The sequence below is a fragment of the Clavibacter sp. AC415 genome (assembly GCF_979252985.1).
In genome coordinates this window covers 167,105-186,847 of the sequence record NZ_CEEDAR010000017.1, presented here as the reverse complement: position 1 = coordinate 186,847, position 19,743 = coordinate 167,105, and the positions used below count along the sequence as shown (strand labels likewise).

The window sequence follows — 19,743 nt, the reverse complement described above, 5'->3', positions numbered from 1 at the left end:
CGAACCCGAACCGCACTGCCCGTCGCGCGCGATCCTCGCGTCAGCCGGCGGGAGGGAAGCGCGTGACCTTGTACGGGGCGCCGGACCGGTCGTAGGTCGTCCACTCGCCGACCTGCCGGCCGTGGTCGAAGGATCCCGAGCGCAGCATCGTGCCGTCGAGCCGGTACCAGGCCCACATGCCGTGCTGCTGGTCGCCGAGCATCCCGCCGCGGGCCCGGAGCGAGCCGTCGCGGTGGAGGACGGTCCGCTCCAGCGGCGGTCCGGAGGCGTCGTCGGGGGTCGCGTCGGGGCTCATGGCCCCACGGTAGGGGCACCGCCCGTGGCGGGCGAGCCGTCGGTGCGCCCCGGTTAAGATCGACCGGTGCCCCGATCCGCGATCCCGACCGTGACCATCGCGACCCCGGAGGTCCGGGCGCTCCGCGCCGACCTCGCGGCCGCTCCCTTCACCCTCGCGTCCGCCCTGGGCGTGTGGGGCGACGCAGCCGGCCAGGCGCTGCACCGCGGGAACCGGATCCCGGCCCGTCGTGCCGTCGCCGCCGCGCGCACCGGCGGCCGCCTCCCGGCACCGGCCGCCCTGGCGGCCCTGTTCGTGCTCGGCGATCCCGTCGACGCGGACGACCTGCGGGCCGCCCTCCCGACGCTCGGCATCGAGGGTGCCGCGCGCCTCGGGCTCGTCGAGGAGGACGGCGACCGGGTGCGACCGGCCGTCGACCTCCGCCCGTACGGCTTCATCGACGCCCACGGCGTGGGCGAGTGGTGGATCGCGTCCGACCTGGGCGAGCTGGCGACCGGCGGGGCGCTCGACGAGGACCACGTGCTCGGGGTCGGCGGCGCCTCCGCGACGCTCAGCGGCCTGATGGTCTCGGCCCCCGTGGCCTCGGCCCTCGACCTCGGCACGGGCTGCGGGATCCAGGCGCTGCACGCCTCGCGGCACGCGGACCGGGTGGTCGCGACCGACATCTCGGCGCGGGCGCTGGCGTTCGCGGCGCTGAACGCGGCCCTCAACGGCGTCACCACCATCGAGCTCCGGCTCGGCAGCCTCTTCGAGCCCGTGGCGGGGGAGCGGTTCGACCACATCGTCTCGAACCCGCCGTTCGTCATCACCCCGCGGGCGGAGGGCGTGCCGGCCTACGAGTACCGCGACGCCGGCCTCGTGGGTGACGCGCTCGTGGAGGGCGTCGTCACGCAGCTCGCCCAGCACCTGACGCCGGGCGGGATCGCGCAGCTCCTCGGCAACTGGGAGCACCGCGCCGGCGAGCCCGGCCTCGAGCGCGTCGGCGGATGGCTCGAGGCGGCCGCCCACCGCACGGGCACCGGGCTCGACGCGTGGATCGTCGAGCGGGAGGTGCAGGACGCGGCGCTCTACGCCGAGACGTGGATCCGCGACGGCGGCACCCGCGCGGGCACGCCGGAGTCCGAGGCGCTCCTCGACGCGTGGCTCGACGACTTCGCGGCGCGCGCGGTGGACGCGGTCGGCTTCGGCTACCTCACCCTCCGTCGGCCCGCGACGGGCGCGCCGACGCTCCGCCGGCTCGAACGGCTCCCCGGCGGCCTCGGCCACAACCCGACCGGGCTCGGCGACCACCTGCGGGCCTCCCTCGCCGCGCACGACGCCCTCGCCCGCCTCGACGACCGGGCGCTCGGCGGACTCGCGCTGGTCGTGGCCGGCGACGTCACCGAGGAACGGCACTACTGGCCGGGCGCCGAGGACCCGACGGTCATGACGCTCCGCCAGGGCGCCGGCTTCGGTCGGGAGGTGCCGCTCGACACCGGGCTCGCCGCGCTCGTGGGCGCGTGCGACGGGGAGCTGGCGGTCGGCGCGATCGTCGACGCCGTCGCGCAGCTCACCGCCGTGGACGCGGAGGCCCTCCGCGCGGAGCTGCTCCCGCGGATCCGCGCGCTCGTCGCCGACGGGTTCCTGCTGCTCCCGGGAGCCGTCGCCGCGGAGGACGATCCCGCCGACCGTCCAGGACGCGACGCCTAGGATCGCCGGGTGACCCGCCGAACCCGTCCCGCCGCCCGTCCCGAGATCGTCCGCGCCGTCGTCCTCGACGCCGCGCTCATCGTCGTCTTCGTCCTCGTCGGGCGGGGCGAGCCACGGCGAGGACCTCGCGCCCTCGGCCGTGCTCGCCACCGCGTGGCCGTTCCTCGCGGGCGGACTGGTCGGCTGGATCGTCGCCCGCGCCTGGCGGGGCCCGTCCCGCGTCGTGCCCACCGGGCTCCTGGTGTGGGGCGTGACGCTCGTGGTCGGCGTGGTGCTGCGGGCGCTCAGCGGCGAGGGCGTGGTGGTGCCCTTCGTCATCACGACGGCGATCATCCTGGCCGTCCTGCTGCTCGGGTGGCGCGCGGTCTCCGCGCTCGTCGTGCGCCGCCGCGCCCGGGCCTGAGGCCAGGACGCCGCGCCCGCCTCAGGCGGCGGGCGGGGTCGGCGCGACGGCCTCCATCACGGCGATGAGCGCCTTCGCGTAGGCCTCCTCGGCCTCGAGGTCGCGGTGCTCGACCTCCCGGCCGTCGAGGACGACGAGCACCACGTGGGCGCCGTCCTCCGCCCCGCCGATCTCGCGCCGCAGGGAGCGGAACGCCCCGCCGAGGAGCTGCCGGAGCTGGTCCTCGCGCGGCAGCCACAGGCTGTCCTCGAGCGCGACCGAGTCGAGCGCCCACTCCGTGGTGCCGTTGAAGCCGAGGACCGTGCCCGTGGCGTGCTCGTGCGCCTCGATGGTGAGCTCGCTGATGGTGAAGACGTCGGACTCGAAGCCCTGGCCGCGGATCCGGAACCGGTCGCCGGGCTCGGGGCTCCACTCGAGGCCGAGCTCCAGGAGGGTCGTGGCGTGCGCGGTGGAGATCATCCCCGCAGTATGCCCGGCGCTCCCGGGCATCGCCTCCGCGGCCCAGGGAGAGCGCGTGCATTAGATTCGGGGGCACCGCCTGCGGCAGACGTCCGCCGCCGGTCGTCCGGGGAGGACCATGCGCGCGACAGTGAAGGACGTCGCCGCGCGCGCCGGGGTGTCGCCCAAGACCGTCTCGAACGTGATCACGGGCCGCGTGCAGGTGAGTCCCGGCACGCGGGAGCGCGTCGAGCTGGCCGTCGCGGAGCTCGACTACGTGCCGAACCTCTCCGCGCGGGGCCTGCGCAACGGGCGCACCGGCGTCATCGCGGTCGCCCTGCCCGACCTCGGCACCGCGTACTCGGCCGAGCTCGCCCACCATCTGGTGGAGGTGGCGCACGAGGCCGGCTACAGCATCCAGATGGAGGAGACGGGCTCCCGGCCCGATCGCGAGCGCGACCTCATGTCCCGGGCACGCGAGCACCTCGTGGACGGGCTGATCCTCAACCCCGTCCTGCTCTCCCAGAGCGCGATCGGGCGGGCCGAGTCGCTGCCGCCCGTGGTCGTCATCGGCGAGGTCGAGCAGGAGGTCGCCGACCGGGTCGGGGTCGACAGCGTCGGCGCCGCGTACGACATGACCCGGCACCTCCTCGCGACGGGAGCGCGGCGCATCGCCGCGGTGGGCACGGCGACGCGCGAGGAGTCGGCCGCGGGGGACCTGCGGCGCATCGGCTACCGCCGCGCGATGGAGGAGGCCGGCGAGGCGCCCGTCGAGATCGACCGCACCGGCTGGAACAGCGCGTCCGGCGCGGAGGCCGTGGACTCCTGGCTGGCCGGCGGCAACCCGGCGCCCGACGCCCTGTTCTGCTTCACCGACGGCCTCGCCTTCGGCGCGCTGCGCGCCCTCGCCGACCACGGGCTGCGCGTGCCGGAGGACATCCAGGTGGCCGGCTTCGACGACGTCGACCAGTCGCGGTTCTCGATCCCCACCCTCACCACCGTGCACTTCGACATCCGCGCCTACGCCGAGGCGGCGGTCGGCCAGCTCGTCCGGCGCATCGAGGAGCGCGAGGGCCCTCCCGTGCAGGTCGTCATCCCGCACCGCATCGTCGTCCGCGGCAGCACGCGCGCACTCCTCTGACCCGGATCCGCCGTCCGCTGCGGATCCTCCGGCAGATCGTCGAGCCGAAACGTTGCGCTTCGCATTACAACGATGTAATGATGTGGCCATCACGAAGGAGTGGTCAATGGATCCTGTTACGGGAAAGGCCGGGGGACGTCCCTCGGCATGGTCGAGGCGTCAGATCCTCATGGGCGGCGCTGCGGCCCTGGGCGGCGCGTTCCTCGTCGGCGGACTGTCCGGCTGCGCGCCTCAGGTCGCAGCGGCCGGCGGCATCGTCGACCTGAAGTACTGGCACCTGCTGTCCGGCGGCGACGGCATCCGCATGACGGAGATGGTCACCGAGGCGAACGAGTCGGGCGAGGGGTTCGACGTCACCGCCACGGTCCTCGCCTGGGGCCAGCCGTACTACACGAAGCTCGCCATGGCATCGGTGGGCGGTCGCGCGCCCGACGTCGCGGTCATGCACGCGGCGCGCGTCCCCGGGTTCGCGCCCGGGGGTCTCCTCGACCCGTGGGACACCGACAAGCTCGCGGAGCTCGGCGTCACGCAGGCCGACTTCGAGCCGCGCGTGTGGGACAAGGGCGTGGTCGACGGCGAGCTGTACTCCATCGCCCTCGACAGCCACCCGTTCATCCTCATGTACAACACGGACGTCGCCGGCCAGGCGGGCGTGCTGGGGGACGACGGCCAGCTGGCCGAGATCACCTCGCCCGAGCAGTTCGTCGACGTCATGCGGAAGATGCAGGAGGTCACCGGGGTGCACGGCCTCAGCTACGGCTACCTCGGCGACGGCGCCCAGATGTGGCGCTTCTTCTACACGTTCTACAAGCAGATGGGCGGCGAGATGGAGCTGCCCACGGGCGGCGAGGTCGTCTACGACCGCGACAAGGCCGTCGCCTCGCTCGAGTTCATCCAGAGCCTCCTCGACGGCACCATCGCCACCCCGAGCGGCGACGGCGGCACCGCCATCGCCGAGTTCGCCGGCGGCAAGAGCGGCGCCGTCGTCACCGGAGTGTGGGAGCTGCCCACGTTCCAGGCCGCGGAGCTCCCGTTCGACGCCATGCCCATCCCGAACCTGTTCGGCACGCCGGCCACCTACGCCGACTCGCACGCGTTCGTGCTCCCGCACCAGAGCTCACCGGACCCGGTCAAGCGCGACAAGACGTACGCCTTCGTCGCGGACCTCCTGAAGAACTCGCTGCAGTGGGCGGGCGCCGGCCACATCCCGGCGTACAAGCCCGTGATCGACAGCCCCGAGTACGCCGAGCTCCTCCCGCAGGCGCACTACGCGAACGCGGCCGAGCAGATCAACTACGACCCGGTGGCCTACTTCACCGGCTCCGGATCCGACTTCCAGTCCTTCTTCGCCGAGAACGTGCAGAACGTGTTCCTCGGCCGCCAGGACGCGGGTGCCGGCCTCGACGCCTTCATCCGGCAGATCAACGCGCTCCTCGCCAAGCCCAACCCCCTGTAGCGCCCGACCCCGGGGCCCCGCGACCTCCGCCGGCGGCCCCGCACCCCTCTTCCTGCGATACGACGAAGGAGTCCACTCGTGACGACAGCAGCACCACCCACCCCGGTCGCCCCCGCGACCGGGTCCGCCCCCGCGGCACACCGCGGGGCAGCCCAAGGTCCGGGCCAAGGAGCAGACGCAGGGGATGCTCTTCATCGCCCCCTTCCTCATCACCTTCCTGCTGTTCCTGGTGTGGCCGGTCCTCTACGGCTTCTACCAGAGCCTCACCGGGCAGAGCCTCACGGGCGCGAACAGCGAGCTCATCGGCTTCGCCAACTACTTCGAGGCGTTCGGCGACAGCCAGATGTGGCGCTCGCTCGGCAACACCGTGGTGTTCACGATCGCGAGCACCATCCCGCTGCTGGTCGTCGGCCTCGTGCTCGCGCTCCTGGTGAACCTCGGCCTCCCCGGCCAGTGGCTCTGGCGGCTCGCGTTCTTCCTGCCGTTCCTCCTCGCCTCCACCGTCGTGTCGCTGTTCTGGCTCTGGATGTACAACCCGCAGCTCGGCGTCGTGAACGCCATCGCCGGAGGCCTCGGCCTCCCGCAGCCCGCGTGGCTGCAGGACTCGAACCTCGCCATGACGAGCGTCGTCATCACCACCGTGTGGTGGACGGTCGGCTTCAACTTCCTCATCTACCTCGCGGCGCTGCAGAACATCCCCGACCAGCAGTACGAGGCGGCCGCGCTCGACGGCGCCGGCAAGTGGCGGCAGCTGTTCTCCATCACGATCCCGCAGCTGGCCCCGACCACCGCGCTCCTCGCGATCCTGCAGGTGCTCGCCAGCCTGAAGGTCTTCGACCAGATCTACCAGATGACCGCGGGCGGCCCCGGCGGTGCGACCCGGCCCATCGTGCAGTACGTCTTCGAGACCGGGTTCACCGGCTTCCGATTCGGCTACTCGGCCGCCATCTCCTACATCTTCTTCGCCCTGATCGTGGTCATCTCGGTCATCCAGTTCACCGCGACCCGGAGGAAGTCATGACCACCACCACCCGACCCGCCTTCTCCTCCGGCACGCTGGCGCGGAAGCCCGCCACCAGCGCCACCGCCCGCCAGGGGCGCACCGGAACGCCCCGGTTCGCGCCGTCGCGCGTCGCGGCGCTGCTGATCCTCATCGTCCTCGCCGCCGCATGGCTGCTGCCGTTCCTCTGGGCGGTGCTGACCTCGTTCAAGTCCGAGACCGACGCGGCCGCGTTCCCCGTGACGCTGTTCCCCGCGGGCGGGTTCACGCTCGACGCCTACGCCTCCGTGCTGAACGGCGGCACGATCCCGCTCTGGACCTGGAACAGCCTGCTCACCAGCACCGTGATCACGGTCGTCGCGGTCGTGTTCTCGGCGCTCGCCGGCTACGCGCTCAGCCGCATCGACTTCCGCGGCCGCAAGGTGCTGATGGGGGCGATCGTCGCGTCGATCATCATCCCGCCGCAGATCCTCATCGTCCCGCTCTTCTACCAGATGCTGTCCTTCGACCTGGTGGACACCCTCTGGGCCGTGATCCTGCCCCAGATCGTGCAGCCGGCCATGGTCTTCATCCTGAAGGCCTTCTTCGACCAGATCCCGATCGAGCTGGAGGACGCCGCGCGCGTCGACGGCGCCGGGCGCGTGCGCGTGTTCCTGCAGATCGTCATGCCGCTGTCGCGCCCCATCCTCTCGGCGGTCGCGATCTTCGTCTTCATCGGCGCGTGGAACAACTTCCTCTGGCCGTTCATCGCCACGAACGACGCCACGCTCATGACCCTGCCCGTGGGGCTGCAGACCGTGAAGAACGCCTACGGGATCCAGTACGCGCAGAACATGGCCTCGGCCGTGCTCGCCGCGCTGCCGCTGATCCTCGTGTTCCTCTTCTTCCAGCGCCAGATCATCAAGGGCATCTCGACCACCGGGTTCGGCGGGCAGTGATCCGCCGCCCCGCGCCCACCACCGGTCCACCCATCCCGTCCGGGACGCACGCTCCCGGGCCCGACGTCCAGGAGGACGCCACATGACCCGCGCCCGCATCACCATCGACCGCGACTTCACCATCGGCGACGTGCCCCGCCGGCTCTTCGGCTCGTTCGTCGAGCACATGGGACGCTGCGTCTACACCGGCATCTACGAGCCGGGCCACCCCACGGCCACGCCCGAGGGCTACCGGCAGGACGTGCTCGACCTCACCAAGGAGCTCGGCGCGACCGTCGTCCGGTACCCCGGCGGCAACTTCGTCTCCGGCTACGACTGGGAGGACGGCGTCGGCCCCGTGGAGGACCGGCCCCGCCGCCTCGACGGCGCCTGGCACACCGTCGAGACCAACGCGTTCGGCCTGCACGAGTTCATGGGCTGGTCGAAGGCCGCGGGCGTCGAGGTGATGGAGGCCATCAACCTCGGCACGCGGGGCGTCGACGCCGCCCGCTCGCTCGTCGAGTACGCCAACCACCCGGGCGGATCCAAGTACTCCGACATGCGGCGGCGGAACGGCGCCGAGGAGCCCTTCGACATCAAGCTCTGGTGCCTCGGCAACGAGCTCGACGGCCCGTGGCAGATCGGGCACAAGACGCCCGACGAGTACGGCCGCCTCGCGCAGGAGGCCGGCAAGGCCATGCGCCTGGTGGACCCGAGCATCGAGCTGGTCGCGTGCGGCAGCTCCAACTCGGGCATGCCGACCTTCGGGCAGTGGGAGCAGACCGTGCTCGGCCACACGTACGACGTCGTCGACTACATCTCGCTGCACGCCTACTACCAGGAGCACGAGGGCGACGTGCGGAGCTTCCTCGCGAGCAGCGTCGACATGGACTTCTTCATCGAGTCGGTCGTGGCCACGGCGGACGCCACCGGTGCGCGCCTCAAGAACCGCAAGCGCATCGACCTCTCGTTCGACGAGTGGAACGTCTGGTACCAGCGCGGCCTCGACACCGAGGACCAGCCGCATCGCATCGAGAAGTCCGGCTGGCGCGAGCACCCCCGCGTCATCGAGGACGAGTACAACGTGACCGACGCGGTCGTCGTCGGCACGCTCCTCAACTCGCTGCTGCGCCACGGCGACCGCGTGAAGATCGCCAACCAGGCCCAGCTCGTCAACGTGATCGCGCCGATCCGCAGCGAGGAGGCGGGACCCGCCTGGCGCCAGTCGATCTTCTGGCCGTTCGCGCGGATGGCGCAGCTCGCGACGGGCCGCATCCTCCAGGTCGAGGTCGACAGCGACCGCTACGACAACGACCGCTTCGGCACCGCCGACCTGGTGGACGTGAGCGCGACCTGGGACGACGAGGCGGGGACCGTGTCCCTCTTCCTCGCGAACCGCGACCTGGAGGAGGAGGCGTGGACGGAGGTCGCGCTCCGCGGGCTCGACGCCGGCCGGATCCTCCGCGCCGAGGTGCTGCGCGTCCCCGAGGGCGGGGACCGCTTCACGAGCAACACCGAGGAGTCCGGCGAACAGGTCGGCCTCGTGCCGCTCGAGGGCGTGCACGCCGAGGGCGGGCGCCTGACGCTGACGCTGCCGGCGCTCTCCTGGGCGGTCGTGGTGCTGGACGTGACCCGGAGCTGATCCCGGACCGGCGACGTCGACGGCCCGCCCTGCATCGCGCAGGGCGGGCCGTCGTCATGGGGAGGCGCGTCAGCTGGCGGGGCCCTCGGTCAGGGTCACGGTGCCGGTCTGCGCGGCGCCGGCCGCGGTGGTCCAGCCGAGCGCCACCTGGTCGCCGGGCTCGTGCGCGGCGATGGCGGCGCTGAGCTCGGCGGCCGACGCGACGGCCTTCCCGTCGACCGACGTCACCACGTCGCCCTGGGCGAGGCCCGCCTGGGCGGCTCCCGACCCGTCGACCACGCCCTGGACGGGGGCGCCCGCGACCGTGCCCGCGCCGTTCGCGAGCAGCACGCCGAGGAACGCCGGGTAGCCGATCTGCACGGTGCCGGACTCGACGCCGCTCTCGATCTGCTTCGCGATGCTCAGGGCCCTGTCGATCGGGATGGCGAAGCCGGCGATCTGCGCGGAGCCGGAGGAGGCGGCCGTGTCGATGCCGACGACTTCGTTCTCCGCGTCCACCAGGGGGCCGCCGGAGTCGCCGGAGACGATGGGCGCGTCCGTCTGGATGAGGTCGGTCAGCGTCTCGCCGGCCGCCGTGCCCTCGGACTGCGTGGTGATGGTCTGGCCGAGCGCCGTGACCTGGCCGGCCGCCGCCGTGAGCGTGCCCGTGCCGCCCGCGTTGCCGACGCCCGTGACGGCCTCGCCGACCGTGACGCCGTCGGTGTCGATCACCGCCGGGGTGAGGCCCGACGCGCCCTCGAGCTGCAGCACAGCCACGTCGTTCGTGGCGTCGGTGCCCACGACCTTCGCGACGTAGGCCTTGCCGGTCGACTCGACCGTGACGCGGATGCTGGTGGCGCCGCTGACGACGTGGTTGTTGGTGAGGATCGTGCCGTCGGATGACAGGATGATGCCGGTGCCGGCACCCGCCGCGTTCTCGTACGTGAGCGCCGAGTCGATGGTGACGACGCCCGCCGTCTGCGCCGCGTCGGCGGCGGGGGAGGTGGCCGAGGCCCCGGTGCCGGACTGCTGGCCGGACCCGGTGCCCGACCCGGACCCGGTGCCCGACCCCTGCCCCGGCAGCGTCGTCGTGCCACGGCCGAAGCCCTGGCCGGGCGTGAAGGCGCCGGGATCCTGGATGCGCGTGTCGCCCGCGGTGGCGGCCGAGCGGCCGAGGTCGGCCATGTAGCCGAACGCGGTGCCGCCGCCGAAGGAGAGCAGGAGCGCGAGCGCGGACGCTCCGGCGATCAGGCCGGTGCGGAGGCCCTTGCCCATGCGCTTCGCGGCCACGGGGTTCCCGGCCGCGTCGAACGGCAGGGGGCGGCCGAAGGCGTCGGTGGCGGGGGCGGGCCACGGCGATCCGGCGACGGGACGGCCGTCCGCGGGCATCGCGGTCGCGGTCGCGTACGCGGCCGTCGGCTGCGGCGCGGTGGCCGCGGAAGGGGCGGGGGCGCCGGCGCCGGCGGGGACCGCCGGGCCGTCGACCGCGGGGCCGGCCGGGGCGGGCCAGGCGGCGGCCTCGGGTGCGGGTGCGGGTGCGGCGGGGGCCGGTGCGTCGGCCGCGGGCGCGGTGGGCGCGTCGGCGGCGGCCTCGCGAGGTGCGTCAGCGGCGGCGGGCGAGCGGGTGGCGTCGACGGGGGCCTCGTCCGGACGTCCGGTCGGCTCCTGGGGTGTCTCGTTCATGACGGGTCCTTCGTGTCTCGGGTGGCCTGGTGGGGAGGCCATGGGGAGATCACACCGCTCGACCCTATGAGCACCCCATGACGCGCACGAGCGTTGGCCATGGATCCTGGGCCACGCCCGGGCGTACCCTGAGCGGCATGACGCGGAGGTCGGACGACAATGGCCCGGCGCCCGTGGATCCGCGGTTCGACCCGGCGTTCCAGCGCGGTACCGCCCCCGCGCCGCGTCCGGCCGACGCGGGGCGGGATGCGGCCGAGCCCTCGGGCGCAGCCGACGCGGCACGCGGCGATGCGCCGGTGCGGGACGCCGCAGCGGCGGGGGAGCCCGTGCCCGTCCCTCCGTCCCGGCCGCTCGTGGCCGGCTGGCTGGCGCCCGCGCTCTGGGTCCTCGCGGTCGCCTTCCCGGCGGCGGGCCTCGGCCTCCGCGCGCTCGGGGCCTCGATCGCGAGCTCGATGCCGTACTCCAGCTTCGGGGATCCGCTCGGGCCGGCGTGGCTCCTCGATGCCGTGCCCCTGCTCGTCACCCTGGCGCCGGGGATCGTGGCGGGCGGCCCGATGGCCGTCATCGCGGCGCTCGCCGTCCACGCGGTCCGGCGCCGGCCGGCCTGACGCGCACCGGGCGGACACCGGGACGCCCGGAGCCCGGGTCGCCCGCCCCGCCCGCGTAGGCTCGACGCATGGAGCAGAGAAGCCTCGGCAGGACCCATCGGAACGTCTCGGTCATCGGACTCGGGACATGGCAGCTCGGCGGGGACTGGGGTGACGTCGCCGAGGACGACGCGCTCGCCGTGCTCGACGCCGCGGCCGACGCGGGCATCACCTTCTTCGACACCGCCGACGTCTACGGCGACGGGCGCAGCGAGACCATCATCGGCTCGTGGCTCCGCGCCCACCCGGACGCCGGCGTGACCGTCGCGACCAAGATGGGCCGCCGCGACGCGCAGGACCCCGCGAACTTCACGCTCGACCGCTTCCGCGAGTGGACCGACCGCTCGCGCCGGAACCTCGGGGTCGACATGCTCGACCTCGTGCAGCTGCACTGCCCGCCGACGCCCGTGTTCTCCAGCGACCGGGTCTACGACGCCCTCGACGAGCTCGTCGCCGACGGGGCCATCGCCTCCTACGGCGTGAGCGTGGAGACGACGGACGAGGCGCTCCTCGCCATCGCGCGCCCCGGCGTCGCGAGCGTGCAGATCATCCTCAACGCGTTCCGGCTGAAGCCGCTGGACCGCGTGCTGCCGGCCGCGCGGGAGGCCGGCGTCGGCGTCATCGCGCGCGTGCCCCTCGCATCGGGCCTGCTCAGCGGGCGCTACACGGCGGACACGACCTTCGCCGAGACCGACCACCGGAACTACAACCGGTCGGGCGAGGCGTTCGACGTGGGCGAGACGTTCTCGGGCGTCGACTACGAGAAGGGCGTGGCCGCCGCCCGCGAGTTCGCGGCCGCCGCGCACGAGGCCGCCCCCGACCTCACGCCCGCGCAGGTGGCGCTCGCGTGGATCGTGCAGCGCGACGGCGTCTCCACCGTGATCCCCGGTGCCCGGAACGCGGAGCAGGCGCAGGCGAACGCGCGGGCCGGCGACGCTCCTGCGCTCGGCGAGGTGTTCGAGCGGCAGGTGGCCGACATCTACGACCGCTCCTTCCGCGAGGCCGTGCACCCGCGCTGGTAGCCGCCCCGGACGGACGACGGCCCCGGTCAGCGATGCTGACCGGGGCCGTCCCGCGTGCGGATCCGCTACTGGAGCGAGTCGCAGGCGCTCGACATCTGCGTCTTCAGCTCGTCGCTGATGGGCTGGCCGACGCCGGGCGCGATCTGGTCGGCGAGGGCGGTGATCTGCTGGCCGGCGGCGGCCGCGCCGCTCTCGGTGGAGGCGGAGATCTCGGTGCCGAGGTCGCGGAACGCCTGCACGTCGGACTCCTCGAGGGTGGACTTGTCCTTGAGTCCGCACGCGATGTCCCGGGTCTTCGCGGCGATCGCCTCGCGCGATCCGGTGGCGGCGTCGCCGGAGCCGGCATCGCCCTCGGTGGTCGCCTCGGGCGTGGGGCTCGCGGCCTCGGCGGAGGCGGATGCGGACGGGGTGGGGGTCGCGGAGTCGTCGGCGGCGGGGGAGCTGCACCCGGCGAGCGTGAGGCCGAGGACGAGCCCCAGCCCGGCGATGCCGGCGCGGAGGCGGCGCGTGGGAAGCGGGCGGATCGGAGAGGTCATGCCCTCACACTATCCAGCCGGACGGCGTCGGTTTCCGCGGGGGCGGGAACTCGGGGGCGCGCTCGCCGGGTGACGCCCTCGGCGGTGGGGCGGGGCAGCGGGGCGGCCGATGCGGGTCCGCGCGCGGACCCGGCGGTCACGTCATGACGGGGACGGGCTCCGTGTCCGGGATGGGGCCGGCGTCACGGCCGCGGAGGTCCGGGCTGTGCCGGTGGAAGACGGCGGCGATGGCCGCGCCCACCGCGAGCAGCGCCGCCGCCACGACGAAGGCGCCCTGCGCGCCCTGCGCGTCGATGACGAAGCCGGCCGCGGCCGAGCCGAGCGCCGCGCCGATGAGCTGCCCGGTGCCGACCCAGCCGTACGCCTCGGCCGTGTCGCTGAAGCGCACCGACGAGGAGACGACGGCGAACAGCACCGCCAGCGCCGGCGCGATGCCGACGCCCGCCAGGAAGAGGAAGACGGAGAGCCAGGCGAACTGCATCCACACCGCGGCCAGCGCCGTGCCGACGAGGATGATGGTCATGCGGCGGGCCATGGCCCACGGGCTGATGGGGATGTGGCCGAGCGCGAGGCCGCCGATGAGCGAGCCGACCGCGAAGATCGCGAGGACGAAGCCGGCCTCCGGTCCGCCGTGGCCGTACACCGCGACGACGCCGGCCTCGATGGCGGCGCAGGCGGCGATGAGCAGGAAGCCGACCACGGTGCTGAGGAGCACGGGCGGGCGGCCGAGGACCACGCCGAAGCGGCGCTTGCTGCGCGGGATGCGGACGCGGCCGAGCTCGGGGGAGGAGATGAACCACGCGCCGCCGCCGACGAGGAACGCCGCCGCGACGAGGATGCCGGCGCTCGTGTCGACCTGGATGGCGAGGAACGTGGCGATGACGGGGCCGAGCACCCAGATGATCTCCTGCGCCGACGCGTCGAGGGAGAAGAGCGGGGTGAGCTGCTTGGAGTTGACCATCTTGGGGTAGATGGTGCGGACGGCCGGCTGCACGGGAGGGTTCGCGAGCCCCGCGAGGAGGCCGAGCCCCATGAAGGCGGGGACGGAGGTGCCCGCGTCGCCGAGCGCGACGGCGACGACGGCGACCGTGCAGACCGCGGAGGTGAGGATGAGGACGGGGCGCATGCCCCAGACGCCCATCCACCGGCTCGTGAGCGGGCCGGCGACGGCCTGGCCGATGCTCGTGGCGGCGAGCACGAGGCCCGCGGCGCCGTACGACTCGTGGATCCGCTCGACGTGCATGAGGAAGGCCAGCGAGAGCATGCCGCCGGGGAAGCGCGCGACCAGCTGGGCGGTGATGATCCGGCCCACGCCGCGGGTCTTGAGGAGGCTTCCGTACGTGCTCACGAGGGTCAGATCCTACCGGCCGTGCGGGGTCCGCCCGTAGCCCGGGAGCCGGCGGGAGGCGATGTCAGGAGGTCTCCGTAGCCTGTGGAACATGTGCATAAGTCCGCGGAGTTGTCCACACCTGTGGACGACACGCCCACTACATATGGGGTTGGGCATGGCCGGGCGCCCGCATATATAGTGATGGGGACGGTGACGGCCCCAGATGATCCCCACTCCACGGAGCGGGGGACGCGGGCCGGCCGAGCATTTCCCCTGGTGAGGACCAGTGCTGCTGCAGCACGGGGCGCGGCGGGTGCCACCTGCATCGCGTCCCCATCGACCGGAGGACCGTCCGCGCCCATCCGGGCGGACGACGAAGACGACAAGGAGCGAAGTGTCCATCACCGTAGTGAAGCGCGACGGCACGCGGGAGCCGTACGACGCGAACCGCATCAACCTGGCCATCGAGGACGCCACGCAGGGCCTCGACGAGAACATCGGCTGGGTCACGCAGATCGCGTCGGAGCTGGAGATCACCCTCTTCGACGGGATCACCACGCAGCAGCTGGATGAGGCCGTCATCCAGGTCGCGCTCCAGAACGTGAAGGACGACCCGGCGTTCGACACCGTCGCCGCCCGCCTGCTCCTCAAGACCATCTACAAGCGCGTCCTCGGCGACTACTCCTCGCCCGAGGAGCTCAAGCGCCTCCACGCGGAGCACTTCGCCCGCAACATCCAGCGCGGCGTCGACGAGATGCTCCTCGACTCCCGCCTCGTGCAGCTGTTCGACCTGGAGCGCCTCGCCCAGGCCCTCGAGCCCGCGCACGACGAGCTCCTGAAGTACATCGGCGTCGTGACGCTGAACAACCGCTACGGCATCAAGGGCCGCAACGGCGACGCCCTCGAGGTGCCCCAGTACTTCTGGATGCGCATCGCGATGGGCCTCACGCTCAACGAGCAGGACCCGACCTCCACCGCCATCGCCTTCTACGAGAAGATGTCGAAGCTCGAGTACCTCGCGGCCGGCTCCACCCTCGTCAACGCGGGCACCATCTACCCGCAGCTCGCGAACTGCTTCGTCATGGAGATGCAGGACGACATCGAGCACATCGCGAAGACCACGCGCGATGTCATGTGGCTCACCAAGGGCACGGGCGGCATCGGCCTCTCCGTCTCCAAGCTGCGCGCGCAGGGCTCGCCCATCCGCTCGAACAACACCACCTCCACGGGCCCGATCCCGTTCATGCACACCATCGACTCGGTGCTCCGCGCCGTCAGCCGCGGCGGCAAGAAGTTCGGCGCCCTGTGCTTCTACATGGAGAACTGGCACCTCGACTTCCCCGAGTTCCTCGACCTCCGCCAGAACTCGGGCGACCCGTACCGCCGCACCCGCACCGCCAACACGGCCGTGTGGATCAGCGACGAGTTCATGAAGCGCGTGCAGAACGACGAGGACTGGTTCCTCTTCGACCCGCTGGAGGTCTCCGACCTCAACGAGCTCTACGGCAAGGCCTTCTCGGAGCGCTACGCGTTCTACGTCGGCGAGGCCGAGGCCGGGCGCATCCGCATGTTCAAGCGCATCAAGGCGCGCGAGCAGTTCAAGTCGATCCTCATCTCGCTCCAGACCACCAGCCACCCGTGGCTGACCTGGAAGGACACGATCAACAACCGCGCCCTGAACAACAACACGGGCACCATCCACCTCTCGAACCTCTGCACCGAGATCACGCTGCCGCAGGACGAGGACAACGTCTCCGTCTGCAACCTGGCGTCGATCAACCTGTCGCAGCACCTGAAGGACGGCAAGGTCGACTTCGCCAAGATCGAGCAGAGCGCGCGCCTCGCGGTGCGCCAGCTCGACAACCTCATCGACATCACGCGCTCCAGCGTGAAGGAGGCGGACTTCTCCAACCAGCAGAACCGCGCGGTGGGCCTCGGCGTCATGGGCTTCACCGACATCGTGGAGAAGCTCGGCTTCTCGTACGAGTCGGAGGAGTCGTACGACCTCATCGACGAGATCATGGAGCACGTCTCCTACGCGGCCATCGACGAGTCGGCCGACCTCGCGCAGGTCCGCGGCGCGTACCCGAACTTCGCGGGCTCGCGCTGGTCGGAGGGCCTCGTGCCGCTCGACTCCATCGCGCTCATGGAGGCCGACCGCGGCGTCCCCGTCAAGGTCAACCGCACCACGCGCCTCGACTGGGACGCGCTGCGCGCCAAGGTCAAGGGCGGCATGCGCAACGCGACGCTCATGGCGATCGCGCCCACCGCGTCCATCGGCCTCGTCGCCGGCACCACGCCCGGCCTCGACCCGCAGTTCTCGCAGATCTTCAGCCGCTCCACCTCCTCGGGCAAGTTCCTCGAGGTCAACCGGAACCTGGTGAAGGACCTGCAGGAGCTCGGCCTCTGGGAGACGGTGCGCGAGAGCATCCTCCGCAGCCAGGGCGACATCCAGGGCATCGCGGCCATCCCGGACTCGGTCAAGGCCACGTACCGCACGAGCTTCCAGCTCTCGCCGTACGCGTTCCTCGAGGTCGCGGCCCGCGCGCAGAAGTGGATCGACCAGGCCATCAGCCGCAACATGTACCTCGAGACGCGCGACCTCGGCGACATGATGGACATCTACTTCGCCGGCTGGGAGCGCGGGGTCAAGACCACGTACTACCTGCACATGAAGCCGCGCCACAGCACGGCCGAGCAGTCCACCGTGAAGGTCGACAAGTCGCAGGACGCCGACGGCACCAAGCGCAAGGGTCTTCGGCGGATTCGGCGGCGGCGCCCCCGCCTGACCGCGCCCGCGTCGTCCCCCGCATCCACCGCGACCGCGGGAGGCTCCGGCCCCGCAGGCCGCTCCCGCGCCCCGCAAGGGCTTCGGCTTCGGCGGAGTGGGAGGTGCACGCTGATGAACGACGACACGTTCGGCGACTACGTCGTCCCCATGGACCCCATGGACGAGCTCCAGTGCGACTCCTGCCAGTAGGCAGGAGCACCTAGCAGCATCGTCGCGGCGCACTCGGCCGCTCCCACCCGCATCACCACGCACGTCACCCGGAGAGAAGAAGCACATGTCGAAGATCCTCGGCACGGGAATCCAGGAGGGCCTCCTCCTCAAGCCCGTCAACTACCAGTGGGCCATGGACCTGTACGACCAGGCCGTCGCGAACACGTGGTTCCCCAACGAGATCCAGCTCGGTGAGGACATCGCGGACTTCAAGAAGATGACGGACGAGGAGCGCCACGCGATCACGTCTCCTCGATGAGCTACTTCAACCCGAACGAGCTCCTCGTGAACAAGGCGCTCGCGTTCGGCGTGTACCCGTACATCAACGCGCCGGAGTGCCACCTCTCACCTGGCGAAGCAGATGTGGGAGGAGGCGAACCACTGCATGTCGTTCGAGTACGTCCTCGAGACGTTCCCGATCGACCGCGAGGCCGCCTACAACTCCCACGTCGACATCCCGTCGATGGCGCGCAAGGAGGAGTTCGAGGGTCAAGTTCATCAAGCGCATGACCGAGCAGACCCTCGACATCACCACCACCGAGGGCAAGAAGGACTTCGTCCGGAACCTCGTCGCGTACAACGTCATCCTCGAGGGCATCTGGTTCTACTCGGGCTTCATGGTGTCGCTGTCGTTCCGCCAGCGGAACCTGCTGCGCAACTTCGGCTCGCTCATGGACTGGATCGTCCGCGACGAGTCGCTGCACCTCAAGTTCGGGATCAACCTCATCCTCACGGTGCTGGAGGAGAACCCCGACCTGCAGACGGAGGAGTTCGCCGCCGAGATCAAGCAGATGATCCTCGACGCCGTCGAGATGGAGGAGCAGTACAACCGCGACCTCCTGCCCAACGGCATCCTCGGCCTCAACGCGAACTACATCAACCAGTACGTCAAGTACCTGGCCGACCGCCGCCTCGAGGAGCTCGGCTTCGAGGCCGAGTACAAGGTCTCCAACCCGGCGAAGTGGATGGCGACGGCGAACGACACGCTGCAGCTCGTCAACTTCTTCGAGTCGACCAACACGTCGTACGAGTCCAACGCGTCGGCCACCGTCGGCGCCAAGTAGGACCGACCGCCGCTGCGTCGCCGCAGCACCGCACGACCTGCCGCCGCCCGCGCCGCGCATCCACCCGGATGCCGGCGCGGGCGGCGTCGTGCCGCCCGCGCCGGCCGGAGCGCGCCGGACCGGGAGCGCAACCCGCGCGACCGCATCACGCACCACGTACCACCGCACCACCGCACCACGCACCGCTGCACCATCGAGAGGGCCCATGGACCAGCCGCACGACACCGCCAGCCGACACGTCGCCCGTGACGGACGCGCCTACGTCACCCGGGTCGTGGGGTGGGACGACGCGCGCGGCGCCCGCATCCGGCGCGCCATGGAGGACGAGATGGACGTCCGCGGCCAGGGCCGGCACGCCGACGACCCGGATTGGCCCGCGAAGGCCGCGGTGGCGTTCGCGCTCGATCCCGCGGACGTGGAGGCCGTCGTGCTGCTCGTGCCCGAGGGCGACGACCGGGAGGCGGCGGCCCACGGCGTCATCCGGCGGCTCGGCGGCGAGCTGGAGCTGAAGAAGGTCGTCGTGGATCCGGCGCACCGCGGCACGGGCCTCGCGCGTGCGCTCATGGCGGAGCTCGAGCGGGTCGCCCGCGAGCGCGGCGCGCGGCGGCTGATCCTGCAGACGGGCGACCGGCAGCCCGACGCCGTGCGGCTCTACGAGACGGCGGGCTGGCTGCCCATCGACGTGTACCCGCCGTACCTGCCGGTCACGAACTCGATCTGCTTCGAGAAGCCGCTGGCCTAGCGCGGTCGCGCCGCTGGGATCCGCCCCGACGACGTGGGCCGGCGTGCGGGGCTGGCGTGCGGCCGGGCTGGCGCCGGGACGGCGGCGCGCGCATGCTGGGGCAGGGCTCCCGGACAGCCCGGCCGGGAGGGCCGCATGACCGCCGAGTACACCTGGGACGTCTTCTCCACCGTGGACGGCTACGGGTCCTGACGCCGCCGGCGCGGATTGGGGCGCGTACTGGGGGAGGCAGGGTCCCGAGCTGCTGGCCCGACGGATCGACGTCCACGCTGGCGCGCAGCGCCTCGTGTTCGGGGCCACCACCTTCCGCGAGAACGCGCGGCTCCTCGCCGCCGCGCGGGACGCCGGCGAGCTCGACCGAGTGGAACGTCCTGTCGATGCGCATGCCCGCGACGGTCATCTCCTCCACCCTCCGCGACACGCTCGAGCTGGGCCGACGCCACCATCGTCGCGGGCGACGGGGTCGGGATCGTCCGGCGCCTCAAGGAGGAGTCCGCGCTGCCCCTGCGTTCGCCGGGCAGCCTCTCGCTCAACCGCTCGCTCCTGGCGGCCGGCCTCGTCGACCGTCTGCACCTCACGGTATTCCCCGTGGTCTCGGGCGCACGGGCACCAGCCCGATCCTCCGCGGCGTCGAGGACCTCCAGCTCGAGCTCATGGAGAGCCGCGTGCTGGACGGCGGCACGCTCGACCTCGTCTACCGGCCCCGCCTCCGCTGACGTCAGCGGGCCGCGGGCGCGGGCGGCGGGTGGCGAGCGGCG

The 19,743-nt window shown here is 72.2% G+C and carries 16 protein-coding genes and 2 pseudogenes; 13 read left to right on the top strand and 5 right to left on the bottom strand.

All coding sequences use genetic code 11. The features are described 5' to 3' along the window. Nucleotides 1-40 precede the first annotated feature (40 nt). On the bottom strand, nt 41-295 hold the full coding sequence (locus ACZ411_RS10275; RefSeq protein WP_104343530.1) for a toxin-antitoxin system YwqK family antitoxin: 255 nt from the start codon (nt 293-295) through the stop codon (nt 41-43). 66 nt (nt 296-361) lie between these two features. Between ACZ411_RS10275 and ACZ411_RS10270 the strand changes: the two genes are divergently transcribed. Further along, nucleotides 362-1,984: a DUF7059 domain-containing protein gene (locus tag ACZ411_RS10270; RefSeq protein WP_464170393.1), complete on the top strand. Its 1,623-nt coding sequence runs from the start codon at nt 362-364 to the stop codon at nt 1,982-1,984. Between the two features lie 139 nt (nt 1,985-2,123). Further along, the gene (locus ACZ411_RS10265) at nt 2,124-2,387 is read left to right on the top strand and encodes a DUF3054 domain-containing protein (RefSeq protein ID WP_464170391.1); all 264 of its coding nucleotides are present in this window, start codon (nt 2,124-2,126) and stop codon (nt 2,385-2,387) included. Between the two features lie 21 nt (nt 2,388-2,408). Here ACZ411_RS10265 and ACZ411_RS10260 read toward each other — a convergent pair whose 3' ends face one another. Further along, entirely contained in the window at nt 2,409-2,846 is a 438-nt protein-coding gene (locus tag ACZ411_RS10260; protein ID WP_104291326.1) for a pilus assembly protein CpaE, read from the bottom strand. Between the two features lie 118 nt (nt 2,847-2,964). Here ACZ411_RS10260 and ACZ411_RS10255 point away from each other — a divergent pair, with 118 nt between their 5' ends. From ACZ411_RS10255 to arfA, 5 genes are all read left to right on the top strand, one after another. Further along, nucleotides 2,965-3,966: a LacI family DNA-binding transcriptional regulator gene (locus ACZ411_RS10255; protein ID WP_464170389.1), complete on the top strand. Its 1,002-nt coding sequence runs from the start codon at nt 2,965-2,967 to the stop codon at nt 3,964-3,966. Between the two features lie 106 nt (nt 3,967-4,072). Further along, nucleotides 4,073-5,422: an extracellular solute-binding protein gene (locus ACZ411_RS10250; RefSeq protein ID WP_094116482.1), complete on the top strand. Its 1,350-nt coding sequence runs from the start codon at nt 4,073-4,075 to the stop codon at nt 5,420-5,422. A 184-nt stretch (nt 5,423-5,606) separates the two neighbouring features. After that, nucleotides 5,607-6,443: a carbohydrate ABC transporter permease gene (locus tag ACZ411_RS10245; protein WP_464170386.1), complete on the top strand. Its 837-nt coding sequence runs from the start codon at nt 5,607-5,609 to the stop codon at nt 6,441-6,443. Continuing rightward, on the top strand, nt 6,440-7,360 hold the full coding sequence (locus ACZ411_RS10240; RefSeq protein WP_094116480.1) for a carbohydrate ABC transporter permease: 921 nt from the start codon (nt 6,440-6,442) through the stop codon (nt 7,358-7,360). The genes ACZ411_RS10245 and ACZ411_RS10240 overlap by 4 nt, the downstream gene beginning before the upstream one ends. Nucleotides 7,361-7,442: 82 nt before the next feature. Continuing rightward, nucleotides 7,443-8,981 (top strand): arabinosylfuranosidase ArfA, encoded by a 1,539-nt coding sequence (arfA, locus tag ACZ411_RS10235; RefSeq protein ID WP_464170384.1) that lies wholly within the window; start codon nt 7,443-7,445, stop codon nt 8,979-8,981. 69 nt (nt 8,982-9,050) lie between these two features. Here the strand turns inward: arfA and ACZ411_RS10230 are convergent, their stop codons facing one another. Next, complete coding sequence (locus tag ACZ411_RS10230) at nt 9,051-10,643, bottom strand: S1C family serine protease (RefSeq protein WP_464170382.1); 1,593 nt, start codon at nt 10,641-10,643, stop codon at nt 9,051-9,053. Between the two features lie 77 nt (nt 10,644-10,720). Between ACZ411_RS10230 and ACZ411_RS10225 the strand changes: the two genes are divergently transcribed. After that, a complete protein-coding gene (locus tag ACZ411_RS10225; protein ID WP_464170380.1) occupies nt 10,721-11,251 on the top strand; it encodes a hypothetical protein in 531 nt (176 codons plus the stop codon). A 68-nt stretch (nt 11,252-11,319) separates the two neighbouring features. After that, nucleotides 11,320-12,312, top strand: coding sequence for an aldo/keto reductase (locus ACZ411_RS10220; protein ID WP_104291321.1), 993 nt, complete (start codon nt 11,320-11,322; stop codon nt 12,310-12,312). Between the two features lie 65 nt (nt 12,313-12,377). On the opposite strand, the gene ACZ411_RS10215 is transcribed toward ACZ411_RS10220, so the two are convergent. Further along, nucleotides 12,378-12,848, bottom strand: a complete 471-nt coding sequence (locus ACZ411_RS10215; protein ID WP_104291320.1) for a hypothetical protein — start codon at nt 12,846-12,848, stop codon at nt 12,378-12,380. 136 nt (nt 12,849-12,984) lie between these two features. After that, a complete protein-coding gene (locus tag ACZ411_RS10210; RefSeq protein ID WP_094116476.1) occupies nt 12,985-14,196 on the bottom strand; it encodes an MFS transporter in 1,212 nt (403 codons plus the stop codon). A 376-nt stretch (nt 14,197-14,572) separates the two neighbouring features. Between ACZ411_RS10210 and ACZ411_RS10205 the strand changes: the two genes are divergently transcribed. From ACZ411_RS10205 to ACZ411_RS10190, 4 genes and pseudogenes are all read left to right on the top strand, one after another. Then, entirely contained in the window at nt 14,573-17,158 is a 2,586-nt protein-coding gene (locus ACZ411_RS10205; RefSeq protein WP_464170376.1) for a ribonucleoside-diphosphate reductase subunit alpha, read from the top strand. Between the two features lie 85 nt (nt 17,159-17,243). Continuing rightward, nucleotides 17,244-18,243 (top strand): annotated as a pseudogene (locus tag ACZ411_RS10200) (ribonucleotide-diphosphate reductase subunit beta). Nucleotides 18,244-18,448: 205 nt separating this feature from the next. Beyond that, entirely contained in the window at nt 18,449-18,985 is a 537-nt protein-coding gene (locus tag ACZ411_RS10195; protein ID WP_464170375.1) for a GNAT family N-acetyltransferase, read from the top strand. Between the two features lie 207 nt (nt 18,986-19,192). Continuing rightward, a pseudogene (locus tag ACZ411_RS10190) lies at nt 19,193-19,540 on the top strand (hypothetical protein); the annotation flags it as partial. Between the last annotated feature and the right edge of the window lie 203 nt (nt 19,541-19,743).

What these genes read in the sequence shown, in the direction of transcription:
- ACZ411_RS10250 (WP_094116482.1), top strand. Translation starts at nt 4,073, where the DNA reads ATGGATCCTGTTACGGGAAAGGCCGGGGGACGTCCCTCGGCATGGTCG.
- ACZ411_RS10220 (WP_104291321.1), top strand. Translation starts at nt 11,320, where the DNA reads ATGGAGCAGAGAAGCCTCGGCAGGACCCATCGGAACGTCTCGGTCATC.
- ACZ411_RS10240 (WP_094116480.1), top strand. Translation starts at nt 6,440, where the DNA reads ATGACCACCACCACCCGACCCGCCTTCTCCTCCGGCACGCTGGCGCGG.
- ACZ411_RS10195 (WP_464170375.1), top strand. Translation starts at nt 18,449, where the DNA reads ATGGACCAGCCGCACGACACCGCCAGCCGACACGTCGCCCGTGACGGA.
- ACZ411_RS10275 (WP_104343530.1), bottom strand. Translation starts at nt 295, where the DNA reads ATGAGCCCCGACGCGACCCCCGACGACGCCTCCGGACCGCCGCTGGAG.
- ACZ411_RS10215 (WP_104291320.1), bottom strand. Translation starts at nt 12,848, where the DNA reads ATGACCTCTCCGATCCGCCCGCTTCCCACGCGCCGCCTCCGCGCCGGC.
- ACZ411_RS10255 (WP_464170389.1), top strand. Translation starts at nt 2,965, where the DNA reads ATGCGCGCGACAGTGAAGGACGTCGCCGCGCGCGCCGGGGTGTCGCCC.
- ACZ411_RS10225 (WP_464170380.1), top strand. Translation starts at nt 10,721, where the DNA reads ATGACGCGCACGAGCGTTGGCCATGGATCCTGGGCCACGCCCGGGCGT.
- ACZ411_RS10230 (WP_464170382.1), bottom strand. Translation starts at nt 10,643, where the DNA reads ATGAACGAGACACCCCAGGAGCCGACCGGACGTCCGGACGAGGCCCCC.
- ACZ411_RS10260 (WP_104291326.1), bottom strand. Translation starts at nt 2,846, where the DNA reads ATGATCTCCACCGCGCACGCCACGACCCTCCTGGAGCTCGGCCTCGAG.
- ACZ411_RS10245 (WP_464170386.1), top strand. Translation starts at nt 5,607, where the DNA reads ATGCTCTTCATCGCCCCCTTCCTCATCACCTTCCTGCTGTTCCTGGTG.
- arfA (WP_464170384.1), top strand. Translation starts at nt 7,443, where the DNA reads ATGACCCGCGCCCGCATCACCATCGACCGCGACTTCACCATCGGCGAC.